At 75.0% G+C, this 11,938-nt stretch carries 9 protein-coding genes and 1 riboswitch; of the genes, 2 read left to right on the top strand and 7 right to left on the bottom strand.

Features of this window, described 5'->3' with window-relative positions; genetic code table 11:
- Nucleotides 1-52: 52 nt before the first annotated feature.
- The 6 genes from ABD323_RS35690 to ABD323_RS35665 all read right to left on the bottom strand — a co-directional run bounded on the left by ABD323_RS35690 (nucleotide 53) and on the right by ABD323_RS35665 (nucleotide 8,304).
- Nucleotides 53-1,078 (bottom strand): 6-phosphofructokinase, encoded by a 1,026-nt coding sequence (locus tag ABD323_RS35690; RefSeq protein ID WP_344446247.1) that lies wholly within the window; start codon nucleotides 1,076-1,078, stop codon nucleotides 53-55.
- Between the two features lie 349 nt (nucleotides 1,079-1,427).
- On the bottom strand, nucleotides 1,428-2,156 hold the full coding sequence (locus tag ABD323_RS35685; protein ID WP_344446248.1) for a type 1 glutamine amidotransferase: 729 nt from the start codon (nucleotides 2,154-2,156) through the stop codon (nucleotides 1,428-1,430).
- 338 nt (nucleotides 2,157-2,494) lie between these two features.
- Entirely contained in the window at nucleotides 2,495-3,766 is a 1,272-nt protein-coding gene (locus tag ABD323_RS35680) for a MurT ligase domain-containing protein (RefSeq protein ID WP_344446246.1), read from the bottom strand.
- Nucleotides 3,767-4,052: 286 nt separating this feature from the next.
- Complete coding sequence (locus ABD323_RS35675; protein WP_344446245.1) at nucleotides 4,053-5,519, bottom strand: GNAT family N-acetyltransferase; 1,467 nt, start codon at nucleotides 5,517-5,519, stop codon at nucleotides 4,053-4,055.
- Nucleotides 5,520-5,635: 116 nt separating this feature from the next.
- Nucleotides 5,636-7,066 (bottom strand): pyridoxal phosphate-dependent decarboxylase family protein, encoded by a 1,431-nt coding sequence (locus ABD323_RS35670; protein WP_344446244.1) that lies wholly within the window; start codon nucleotides 7,064-7,066, stop codon nucleotides 5,636-5,638.
- Between the two features lie 113 nt (nucleotides 7,067-7,179).
- Complete coding sequence (locus tag ABD323_RS35665; protein WP_344446243.1) at nucleotides 7,180-8,304, bottom strand: hypothetical protein; 1,125 nt, start codon at nucleotides 8,302-8,304, stop codon at nucleotides 7,180-7,182.
- Between the two features lie 226 nt (nucleotides 8,305-8,530).
- Here ABD323_RS35665 and ABD323_RS35660 point away from each other — a divergent pair, with 226 nt between their 5' ends.
- Nucleotides 8,531-9,070, top strand: a complete 540-nt coding sequence (locus ABD323_RS35660) for a GNAT family N-acetyltransferase (RefSeq protein WP_344446242.1) — start codon at nucleotides 8,531-8,533, stop codon at nucleotides 9,068-9,070.
- A gap of 12 nt (nucleotides 9,071-9,082) precedes the next feature.
- Here ABD323_RS35660 and ABD323_RS35655 read toward each other — a convergent pair whose 3' ends face one another.
- On the bottom strand, nucleotides 9,083-9,997 hold the full coding sequence (locus tag ABD323_RS35655; RefSeq protein WP_344446241.1) for an alkaline phosphatase family protein: 915 nt from the start codon (nucleotides 9,995-9,997) through the stop codon (nucleotides 9,083-9,085).
- Nucleotides 9,998-10,272: 275 nt separating this feature from the next.
- Nucleotides 10,273-10,384, top strand: a riboswitch (SAM riboswitch).
- Between the two features lie 297 nt (nucleotides 10,385-10,681).
- Between ABD323_RS35655 and ABD323_RS35650 the strand changes: the two genes are divergently transcribed.
- A partial coding sequence (locus ABD323_RS35650; protein ID WP_344446240.1) for an AAA family ATPase occupies nucleotides 10,682-11,938 on the top strand: 1,257 nt, incomplete at its 3' end.

The raw sequence follows: 11,938 nt of genomic DNA, 5'->3' as shown, positions 1-11,938 counted from the left end.
CCGACGAGGAGGCCCCGCCTGCCGGCGGGGCCTCGTCGTGCGGTCGTGCCGGTCAGATGACCATCTCGGCCTCGACGTAGCGGTCGGCCGGGACGGTCTTCAGGTCCGCCACCGCCTCGGCGAGCGGGACCAGGTTGATCTGGGTGCCCTGCAGGGCGGTGATGTGCCCGAAGGCGCCCTTGTGCGCGGCCTCCACGGCGTGCCAGCCGAACCGGGTGGCGAGCACCCGGTCGTAGGCGGTGGGGGTGCCGCCGCGCTGGGTGTGGCCGAGGATGACCGGGCGGGCCTCCTTGCCCAGGCGGTGCTCGAGCTCGCGGGAGAGCTGGGTGGCGATGCCGGTGAAGCGCTCGTGCCCGTACATGTCGCGGCTGCCCTCCTCCCACGGCATGGTGCCGGGCTCGGGCTTGGCGCCCTCGGCGCAGACCACGATGGCGAACTTCTTCTGCCGCTCGAAGCGCTCGCGGACCACCTCGGTGAGCTTGTCGATGTGGAACGGGCGCTCGGGCACCACGATGGCGTGCGCGCCGGCCGCCATGCCCGCGTTGAGGGCGATCCAGCCGGTGTGACGCCCCATCACCTCGACGACCATGACCCGCTGGTGCGACTCGGCGGTGGTCTTGAGGCGGTCCAGCGCCTCGGTGGCCACCGAGACGGCGGTGTCGAAGCCGAAGGTGACGTCGGTGCAGGCGATGTCGTTGTCGATGGTCTTGGGGACGCCGATCACCGGCAGGCCGCCGTCGCTCATCAGCTTGGCCGCCTTGAGGGTGCCCTCGCCGCCGATCGGGATGACCGCGTCGATGCCGAGGTCGGAGCAGAGCTTCCTGGCCCGCTCCACGCCGTCGCGCAGGTGGCTGGGCTGGACGCGCGAGGATCCCAGGATCGTGCCGCCCTGGGCCAGGATGCCGCCGACCGAATCGAGGGTCAGCGGGCGGTGGACGCCTTCGAGAAGACCCCGCCAGCCGTCCTGGAACCCGATGATCTCGTCGCCGTGGTCGACCACCCCCCGGTGGACCACGGAGCGGATCACGGCGTTCAGGCCGGGGCAGTCGCCGCCGCTGGTCAGCACACCAATACGCATCGTTCTTGCAACTCCCGAGCAGAACCGGACGGCCGGACTACCACCGTGCGACGGCGGGATCAGAAGCGGACATTCAACCCGAAACTGATCATAGCGGCCCCTACCTCCGGCCGGGCAGGAGCAGGCGCGGGGGCGGCGTCGTCGACGCACTCGCGCGGGCAAGCAAGCCGGTTGCCGAGGAGGGTGTGCAGCCGACGGGTCTCATTGTCTTACTTATCCGGCCCGATGGTTCCCGCCGCCGGATGCTGGACATCCGGCGGACGGGAAACGTTCACGCGACGGCCCGTCAGGTCGGGGCCGCGCCGCGCGGGGGCGGATCGGGGTGGAGCGGGAGCGGGCCGGGGCGGCCCTAGGCGGGCTGGCGGGTGGCCGCGATGCGCTCGGCGCGCAGCGCCTCGTACCAGGTGGTGTCGGCCGGCGGGAGCGCGTTGACGTCCAGTGCCAGCTTGATCAACAGGTCGGCGACCGCGGGGTTGCGGGCCATCACCGGGCCGTGCAGGTAGGTGCCGAAGACGGTGTCGCGCCAGGCGCCCTCGGTGCCGTCGCCGTCACCGTTGCCGTTGCCCGCGGTGACCTGGGCCAGCGGCGAGACGCCCTGGCCCAGGTGCGTGACGCCCTGGTGGTTCTCGAAGCCGGTCAGCGTCGGCAGGCCCAGGCGCTGGTCCGGCTCGGCCAGCACGTCGCCCACGCTGCGGGCGCCCTCGCCGCGGGTGGACCAGACGTCGAGCAGGCCCAGGCCCGGCTCGCGCTGTCCGAGGTCGTTGATGAACTCGTGGCCCAGGATCTGGTAGCCCGCGCAGACCGAGAAGACGATCGCGCCGTTCTCCACCGCGCGCGGCAGGCCGGAGTCCTGGCGCAGCCGCTCGGCGGCCAGGCGCTGCGGGCGGTCCTCACCGCCGCCGATCAGGTAGATGTCGCCGCTGGTGGGCACCCGCTGGTCGGAGCGGACGTCGATCCGCTCGACGTTCAGCCCGCGCTGGCGGGCCCGGCGCTCGACGACCAGCGCGTTGCCGCGGTCGCCGTAGGTGCTGAGCAGGTCGGGGTAGACCCAGACCAGCCGCAGGCTGCTGTCGCTCATCCTCGATGACCTTCCGTAGTGCTGTGCCTCGGGCTGCGGCTGGTGGCCGGGCGCGGCGGGGTAGCCGGCCGGTGCCTGCGGCCCGGCAGCCTGCGGGTGCCCCGGAGCGGCCGGCGGGTAGCCCGGCTGCTGCTGGGGGGGCATCTGCTGGTGCTGCTGGGGCGGGTACCCGGGGTGCTGCTGGGGGTGCTGCGGCTGCTGGCCGGGTGCCTGCGGGTACTGCGGGCCCTGCGGCGCCGGCGGGTAGCCGGAGGCGGGGCCGAAGCCCGGCTGCTGGGGCTGCTGGTGCGGGTGCTGCGGCTGGCCGGGCTGCGGCTGGTAGCCGGGAGGGGGAGTGCTCATGCGCCGGCCACCACCTTGCGCAGCTGCTGGAACGCCGTGTAGTTGGCGATCGCCTCGATCCGGCCGGGCGGCGCCATCCGCACCGCCTCCTCCAGCGACTCGACCACGTGGAACTGCAGGCCGGCGACCTCGAGGCGCACCGCCAGGTCGAGCCGGCGCTGGCCCATCACGAAGACCGGGTGGCCGTGCAGCCGCTCGTAGTCCACGTCCCAGAGCCAGGAGGTGTCGGTGCCGTCCGCGTCCAGCGCGTTCACCGACAGGATCACCGGGGTCGGCGGGCCGTCGATCAGCGAGAAGGTCTCCAGCCAGCCGGCCGGGTTCTTGGCCAGCAGCAGGCGCACGTCGCGGCCCTGGTAGTTCACCACGTCGTAGCGACCGGCGACCGCGGACACCGACTGCATCCGCTCCAGGGCGACCTGCGGCGGCACGCCGAAGACCGCGGCCACGGCGGCCGAGCTGGTGGCGTTGGCCAGGTTCGCGCGGCCCGGCAGCTGCAGCTGGATCGGCCAGGCGGCACCGTTGGGGTCGATCACGTGGCTGCCCTGCAGCGCCCAGTGGGGCTGCGGGCGACGGAAACCGCACTCCTGGCAGAACCAGTCGTCGCCGGGACGCTGCATGACCCCGCCGCAGGACGGGCAGGACCAGGCGTCCTCCTTCCAGGCCTGACCGGCGGCCACCCAGACCACCCGCTGGCAGGAGGAGGCGGCCCAGGTCACCAGCGGGTCGTCCGCGTTGGCGATGATCACGGCCTCGGTGTCCTTGAGGCCCTCGCGCCAGCGCTCGGCGAGCATCCGGGTCTCGGCGGCGCGGTCGAGCTGGTCGCGCGAGAGGTTCAGCAGCGCTATGGCCTTGGGCCGGGTGTCGCGCGCGACCCCCGCCAGGTACTTCTCGTCCACCTCGATCACGCCGTAGCGCGCGTCCGAGCCGCCGGCCAGCGCGGCGGTGATCCCGGCCGGCATGTTGGCGCCCAGCGCGTTGGAGATCACCGGCCCGGCGGCGCCCAGCGCCTCGGCGATCAGCCGGGTGGTGGTGGTCTTGCCGTTGGTGGCGGAGACGAGGACCACGTCCAGGTGGTCGGCCAGCCGCGCGAGCAGGTCGGGGTCGAGCTTGAGGGCGACCTTGCCGCCGATCACCGAGCCGCTGCCACGGCCGACCGTACGGGAGGCGGCGGCAGCCATCTTCCCCGCCGTGACGGCCAGCTTGGAGCGGGCGGGCAGTGAGGAGTCGCGTGCGCCGGTGGCCGCGGCCTCCGATCCGGTGCCTGGCATGCTCAGTGGTTCCTCCTCGTGCTGACGCCCCCCATTGGCTTCGTTGGGGCCGTCGGGCGGCATGGACGGGGCCAGCCTAACGGCTGTCGCGGGCGGCTCGGAGTCTTGGGCCCCATCCTGTCGTACCCGGTCAGCGCCCTGACGGCGCCTCGACGGGGGTGCGACGGCGCCCCGACCGGCCCGGATTCCCCCGACCGGTGCCGTTCGAACGCGGGTGCGGCCGCCGCTGCCGGTGGCAGGACGGCGGCCGCACCCGGGGTGACGCGGGCCCGGGTGCCAGGCCGCGTCAGGGGCGGCCGGGGACGCTGGGCCAGGGCGTCGGCAGCCGGCCGGCGGCGCCGGCCAGGTGGGCGGTGATCACCAGGGTGCCGTCCTCGACCTGGTAGTCCAGCGGGATCGTCAGGCGCTGCATGGCACCGATCAGCGCGGTGTTGCCGGCCTGGGTGACCGCGTAGACGGTGGCCACCCCCGCCTCGGCGGCCAGCGCCGCCATCCGGCGCAGCAGGTCCAGGCCCAGCCCGCGGCGCTGCCAGCGGTCCTCGACCAGGACCGCCAGCTCGGCGCTGTCGTCGTCCCACATCAGGTGGGCCAGCGCGACGATCGCGCCGTCGGCGGCCTCCACCGCCAGGGTCTGGCCGTGCCGCGGGTCGAGCAGGTGGTCGAGGTAGCGGTCCGCGTCGGCGACCGGGCCGTGGTAGCGGCGGCGCAGCGTGCCGGTCGAGCAGCGCCGGTGCATGGCCAGCGCCCGGGCCTTGTCGGCCGGGTCGGCCCGGCGCACCGTCAGTTCGTCGCTCCGCGGGGCGTCGCCCTCGGCGTCGCCGACCGGCAGCCGCAGGTGGTCCTCGACCTTGGGCACCCGCGGCCCGAGCACCGCGTCCAGCTCGACCAGGGCCTTGGCCCGGGCGAACTCGGTGGGGGTGAAGGGCAGGTGCGGGCGGGAGAGCTCGATCAGCTCGCCGCCGGGGGCGGCCAGCCGCATCAGGTGGCCCCGCAGGCTGGGGGCGACCCGATCCGCGAGCGGCTCCGTGCCGTGGCCGGTGGCGGCGGCGGGGAACTGGCGGATGGTGACCTGGCCGAAGAGCCGGCGCAGCGCGACCGGCAGTTCGGCGGCGTCCAGCGCGGTGCGGGTGGCCAGGCCCAGCACGTGGGTGGGCACGTCGACCAGGTCGTGCGCGTCGGCCGGATCGGTCCAGATGTCCCGCCCGCCGGCCCGGGCGACCACGCCGGCCAGCTCGTCGCGGGGCACCGAGCGCGGGGCCCGCAGCAGGAACTCGTCCACGGTGGCGTCCGGCAGCGGGTGGGTCTGCAGCGAGATGATGCTGATCCGCAGCTCGGCGAGGGCCGAGCAGATGGTGGCCAGGCTCCCCGGGGCGTCCGAGACGGTGGCCCGCAGCCGCCACAGCCGGGTCTCCTGCGGCAGGCCGGTGGCCGCCGGCCCCTCGTCGGGCAGCGGATCGGGGCCCGGCGCGGCGTGCGGCCGCCGGTGGGCCCACCAGGAGTGGAACACCGCCGTGGCGATCAGTGCGGCGGCGGACCCGGCCAGCAGCACCGGGCCCTGGTGCCCGTGCACCACGACGTTGGCGATCAGGTCGGCGGCGCAGACCGCGAGGAAGGCGGCGGCCAGCTCCACGCTCTCGCGCCGCCAGTGGCCCGCTCTGGCGCGGCGCCGCTCGGCGCGCGAGGGGCGGCGGGCGTCCGTGGCGGTGGCGGCCGACGCGGCCGGCTGCTGGGCCGAGGAAGTCGATTGAGTCATGCCCTCACGATGACGGACCGGTGTTTCACGATCACGAATGCGTTATGACCGACTGGTAAATGTCTGCCGGGCAGGTAACAGTCCTGGTCAGTGGCGCCGGTCCGGGACGACCGGTGCTACTGGCGGGTAGTCAGTTCGGCTGCCGCCGCCCGGACTTCCGCCAGCAGCACGTCCAGGTCGCGTTCCGTGGTGGTGGCGTTCAGCAGGCAGGCCCGGACCGCCTCGTGCCCGCCCAGCACGGTGCCGGTCAGGAAGGCCCGGCCGCGCCGCTGCACGGCCGCCGGCAGCGCCTGGTTGAGGGCGTCGAGGGCGGCCGCGTCCAGGCCCGCCGGGCGGGCCCGGAAGGCCACGATCGAGGTCTCCACCGGCGCCATCAGCTCCAGCGCGGGATCCGCCCCGACCAGCTCGCCGAGCCGGCGGGCCAGGCGGGTGCAGGTCGCGATGTCGGCGGCGATGCCGTCCCGGCCGCGGTGCGCGATGGTTGCCCAGACCTTGAGCGAGCGGAACGGACGGGTCTGCTCGGTGCCGTACTCGGAGAACCAGCCCAGCTGGTCGCCCTCCTCGTCGCGCAGGTAGGCGGGGACCAGGCTGAAGGTCTCCCGCAGCGCCTGCGGGTCGCGCACCAGCGCGCAGCCGCAGTCCACCGGGACGCCGAGCCACTTGTGCGGGTCCAGGGCGAGCGAGTCGGCCCGCGCCAGGCCGGCGTAGCGGTGCGCGATCTGCGGGTCCAGCACCCCGAAGGCGCCGTACGCGCCGTCCACGTGCAGCCACAGGCCCTGCTCGGCGCAGACGTCGGCGATCGGCTCGAAGCGGTCCACCGCGCCGGTGTTCACCGTCCCGGCCGAGGCCACCACCAGGAACGGCAGCCGCCCCGCCGCGCGGTCCTCGGCGACCGCCGCGCGCAGCGCCCGCGGATCCAGTCGCCCTTCGGCGTCGGTGGCCAGCACCCGCAGCTGCCGGCTGCCCAGGCCCAGCAGCTCGGCGGCCTTGCGGACGCAGGAGTGCGTCTCGCCGCTGACGTAGCCCACCAGCGGGGGCAGCCCGGCCAGGCCGTCGGCCCGCACGTCCCAGCCCGCGGCGGCCGCCGCCCGGCCGCGGGCGGCGGTCAGGCAGACGATGGTGGCCATCGAGGTGCCCGAGGTCAGCAGGCCGCCGCCGGGCGGGTGCGGGAAGCCCACCAGCTCGGCGATCCAGCGCACCACGGTGCGCTCCAGGTGGACGTCCGCGTGGTCGCCGCCGGCCGAGCTGGGGTTCATCGCGGCGGCCGTCAGGGTGGCCAGCACCCCGGCCTCGGCGGGGGCGGAGTTCACCCAGCCGAAGAACCGCGGGTGCCCGTTGCCCATCGGCGCGGGCAGCACGTCGGCGGCGACGGCGGTCAGCAGCTCGTCCAGCGGCCGGCCGGCGTGCGGCAGGGGCGCGGTCAGCAGTGCCTGGCGCGCAGCGGGGTCCATCGGCTGCCAGACCGGACCGGTCGGGACCGCCGCCAGGTAGTCGGCGACCAGGTCGGCGGTGCGGTGGGCGGCGTCGCGAAAGGGCTGCTCGGGCATGGCGCCGATGGTACGTCGCCGGTGCCACCGGCCCACCGCCCGGGCGTGGGCGACGGCGTCGTGAGGGGGTGCGGGGGTGGCCCGGCGCGGGCGCGGGGCGGGTGGGCGGCCGGTCAGTCCAGCGAGCCGGACAGGTGCGCGGAGGAGCGGCAGTCCCGGGCGATCTCCTGGTTGGTCAGCTTGGCGCACAGGCGCTGGGAGGCGCCCGCGTCGGTGTAGTTGACGGTGTAGTAGCTGACCATGCCGTCCACGCAGGCCTTGCGCTGCCAGCCGTCGGCGGCGCTGGCGCACTGCTGGCCGACCCAGTCCTCGCGGTCCAGGTTGTACTTCATGGTGCGCGAGCCCACCCCGCGGCTGCAGTCGTTCGCGCCCCCGGTGGCCTGCGCGTTCAGGCACCACTTGAGGGCCTGGGCGTAGACGTCGGGGTGGTTGGCGTAGTCGTGCGAGGAGAGGTAGAAGGTCGGCGCGTAGAAGTAGCAGGCGGACTGGAAGAGGGCCGGCTGCTCGGGGCACGGGTAGAGCGGCTCGGCGGCCAGCTTGTCGGCCGGCACCAGGGCCTTGGCCTTCTCGTCCTCCTCGTCCGGGCCGAAGAGCTGCATGAACAGGCCCTCCGAGCAGGTGACGATCCGGCTCTGCGAGCCGAACTCGCTGCACAGGTCGCGGGCCTTGGCCACGTCCTGGTTGGCGACGAACATGGTGCCGTGGCCCACGCCGTGCACGCACGGGCCGCTCATCGCGGGCTGGCAGAGCTTGAGCAGGTCCTTGGCCGGGTCGCTGGAGGCCGCCAGCATCTCCTCGACCGCGCCGTGCAGGTAGCCGGCCGCGCAGGTGTCGTGCGGGAAGGAGAGCACCTTGGCGAAGTCGTGGTTGTAGCGCTTGACCGCCGCGTGGCCCAGCTCGTGGGCGATCGGGTGGCAGAAGCGGACGGTGTAGGGGAGCTTCTTGGTGATCTGGTCGAGGTCGGCCAGCGCCACCCCGGGATCGGTGGCGTCCATCTCGGCCATCAGCTTGTTGCGCAGGGTGCTGCGGGTCCACACCGCCGGGTCGCCGGTGGGGGAGGGCGAGCCGGCGCCCGGTACGACGGCCGGGCGGGCGGCGGTGGAGCCGGCCGCGGCGGGTGCGCCGGCCGAGGCGGCGGGCGCCGCGCTCGGCGGGGTCCACTGCGTGACGGCCACCGCGCCGAGGCCCAGAGCCCCGAGCAGGAATGCGGTGAGAATCGCAAAGATGCGCGGGTGCATGACGGCTCAGTTCCCCCGGTGATCGAATTGGACGGACACCCGCTCATCCTCGCCTGTGCCCGACCGATTCCCGACATCGGGTGCGCCGTTCGGGGTGTCGTGCCGCGCCGATCGGCGCAGTGCGATAGGGCCTCTCGACCGGGGGTCGGGTGCGGGCGCTGTGGCACCATGCGGGTGGGGCCGTGAACGTCCCCGGCCCCACCCGCACCCACCTGGAGTAGCACGGATGGCAGACACCTCCTCTGACCTGGTCTTCCGCCCCGCGACGGCGCAGGACATCGCCGCCCTCGTCGACCTCGTGGAGTCCGCGTACCGCGGCGAGGCCAGCCGGGCCGGCTGGACCACCGAGGCGGACCTGCTGGACGGCCGGCGCACCGACAGCGTCTCGGTGGCCGAGACGCTCGCCCGGACCGACACCGAGGTGCTGCTCGCCGAGCGTTCCGGCGAACTGCTCGCCTGCTGCACGGTGGAGCGGCGCGGCGCGGGCGGCGCGTACTTCGGCATGTTCTCGGTGCGGCCCGCGCAGCAGGGCGGCGGGGTGGGCCGGGCGGTGCTCGCCGAGGCCGAGCGCTACGTCCGCGAGGAGTGGGGTGCGGCGGAGCTGGAGATGACGGTGATCGTCCAGCGCGCCGACCTGATCGCCTGGTACGAGCGGCGCGGCTTCGCGCGCACCGGCGAGCTCTCGCCGTTCCCGTACGGCGACGAGCGGTTCGGCATCCCCAAGCGCCCCGACCTGGCCTTCGAGCGGCTGGTCAAGGCGCTGTAGCGGACGGGGCGGTCAGCCGACCGGGACCGGTGCCGGCTGCCCGGCGGGGACGGGCGCCGCGACGGGCGCGGGGGTGAAGGGGCGGCCGTCCAGCGTCCAGTGCGGGTCGGGGACGATCTCCAGTGCGGCGTACACGTGGGCGGCCACGTCCACGTGGCGGACCTCGGCCACCGGCGCGCCGGGCAGCAGGCCCGGGCCGCTGGCCGCCACCCAGGCGGTGCGCTCCAGCTCGCTGCGCCCGCCGTGGCCGCCCTGGTCGAGGTGGCCGTGGTCGGTCACCACGATGACCGTCCACTCCTCCTCGGCGTGGTTCGGCCGCTCGCGCAGGGCCGCCAGCAGGCGTCCGAGCCGGGCGTCGGCGGCCAGGATCGAGGCGCGGTACTCCTCGCCGCAGCCCAGGAAGTGCGCCGTCTCGTCGACCGCGCCGAGGTAGACGAAGGTGGCCTGCGGGTCGTCGTCCCCGCTCAGCACGGTGACCGCCTCGGCGGTCACCCGCTCGTCGCAGACCTCCCAGGCCTGCGGGGTGTCCTCCAGCGGCGCGATGTAGGAGAGCCGGCCGGGCGCCGCGAAGAGCGGGCCGCCCTGCCGGGCCAGGAAGAGCGGCTCCCAGCCGCCCACCGCGAAGGTCCGGCGCCGGTGCGTGGCGGCCAGCCGGGTGGTGAAGTCCGGGAAGACGTCCAGGCGGTGGCCGCCGAAGTGGTTGCCGAGGACGCCGTGCTTGGCCACCGTCACCCCGGTGACGACGGTCGCCCAGCACGGGCCCGACATGGTCGGGGTCGCCTCGTCCACCACCACCGGGGCCAGGAAGCCGGCCGCGGCGACCGCGTCGAGGTGCGGGGTGGCCAGCTCCGGCAGCAGGTCGAGGCGGACGCCGTCGATCCCGACGACCAGGACACGGCGGCGGCCGGCGGGCCAGAGGCTGGACACAGGGGGACTCCGATCGGTCGGGTCACGGCACGGGGGCGGGGTGGCCCGCGCGGGAGATCCGCAGGTGGGCGGGGCTCGACGGGCACCCTAACCGCAGCGGGCGGGCCCCGGGAGGGGGCGGAGGGGCCCGCACCGGTGGCCCCTTGGGGAGGAGCTCGAACAGTTCTCCTGGAGTCCCCCTGGTGTTCGCCTGGAGGTGGGGTCGCGTTCCGGTCCGGCGCGGCGTCAGGCCGCTCTGATTGACGGGCTCGACACGGCGTTCGTACACTCGCACCGGCGATGAATGTCAGCCATGGGCCCCGGCCGGCTGACTGGCAACCCTCCTCTGCGGTGGGGTGCCCCGGGGATAAGCCGGGCGGCATCGAACGCATGCCGCAAGCGCAGCACGTCCTGGGGCGGGGATGGAGACGGTCATGCAGCAGCCGAGCGGCGCGAGTTTCGCTGTCCGGCTCCGGCTGGTGGCCAGGCTGGACATCGACCTGCTGCGGCACGCCAGCTCCCTCTGTCGCTGAGGCCACCCCTCCCGCGAGGCCGTCGGCCGCGCGGGGTGTGTCCGCCCCGGCCAGTGCGGTCCGGGCGGGCGGGATCCCCCCTCACCTTCACGTTCCGTCAGGTCCGGCCCTTCGCACGGCGGGAGCGCAGCGACGCGCCCCCGGACCGGTGCGCCCTGTTCCAGGAGTACGGATGTCCACGATCCTCGCGCGTGCCGCGCGCGAAGTCCCCAGATCGCTGCCCCCGGGCCGCGAACGCGAGTTCGGCCGGTTGCGCGAGGCGCTGGACCGCTGCCTCGGCGGCGCCGGCGGCGTGGTCGCGCTGAACGGCTCGGTGGGCAGCGGTCGCAGTGAACTGCTCGACGCCTTCTCGGAGTTGGCCGCCGACCAGGGGGCCAAGGTGCTGGTCGCCACCGGCTCGCCGCTGGAGCGCGAGTTCCCGCTCGGGCTGGTCCAGCAACTGCTGCAGAGCGCCGGTCTCACGCTCGGCGCCGACGACCCGTGGCAGCTGCCGGACCAGCCGGACCCGGCGCGGCCGGCGCACCAGCCGCGGCTGGACCAGCGCACCCTGCACCTGCTCTGCGCGCGGATCCTCGCGCTGGCCGAGCGCGCGCCGGTGCTGATCGCGGTGGACGACCGGCAGGACGCCGACGTGCCGTCGCTGGAGTTCCTGCTCTACCTGGTGCGGCGCACCCGCAGCGCCCGGGTGCTCACCGTGCTCAGCTCGCGCGAGACGATGACCCCGCCCAACCCCTTCTTCGAGGTCGAGCTGGCCCGCCAGCCGCACCACGAGCGGGTCCGGCTGGGACTGCTGCCGGTCGAGCTCGTCGCCGACCTGCTGACCGAGCGCTTCGGCGCGCGGGCCGCGGCCCGGCTGACCCCCCAGGCACACGCGCTGACCGGGGGGAACCCCTTGCTGGTACGGGCCCTGATGGAGGATCAGGGGGCGCCGACGGAGCGTCAGGTGGCGGGAGCGGCGGTGCACGGTGCCGCCGTACACGGTGCCGCGGCGGTGGCCGACGGCGGGCCGGCTGAGCTGCTGGTGGGCGAGAGCTACCGGCGCGGACTGATGAACTGCCTGCACCGGATGGACCCGCTCGCGCTGCGCTGCGCGCGGGGCGTCGCGGTGCTCGGCCCCGGCGCCGAACCGGCGCAGCTGGCCGAACTCCTCCTGCTCGCACCCGACTCGCTGGCCCGCGCCCGGTACCTGCTGGACGCCTCCGGGCTCTTCGGGCAGGGCGGCTTCCGGCACCCCAGCGGCGCCGGCGACCTGCTCGCGGCGATGAGCCCGGCCGAACTCGCCGGCCTGCACGAGCGCGCGGCGCAGGTGCTGCGGGCCGCGGGCGCGCTGGCCGACCGGCTGGAGGAGCAGTTGCTGGCGGCGGAGGGCCACAAGAGGGCGCCGTGGGCCGTGCCGCCGCCGCGCTCCGGCCCGGCCCGCGACCGGCTG

It is taken from the genome of Kitasatospora nipponensis, assembly GCF_039528135.1.
Classification (GTDB): Bacteria; Actinomycetota; Actinomycetes; order Streptomycetales; family Streptomycetaceae; genus Kitasatospora; species Kitasatospora nipponensis.
The sequence above is the reverse complement of the archived record's forward strand: the minus strand, read 5'-3'. Positions and strand labels throughout refer to the sequence as shown.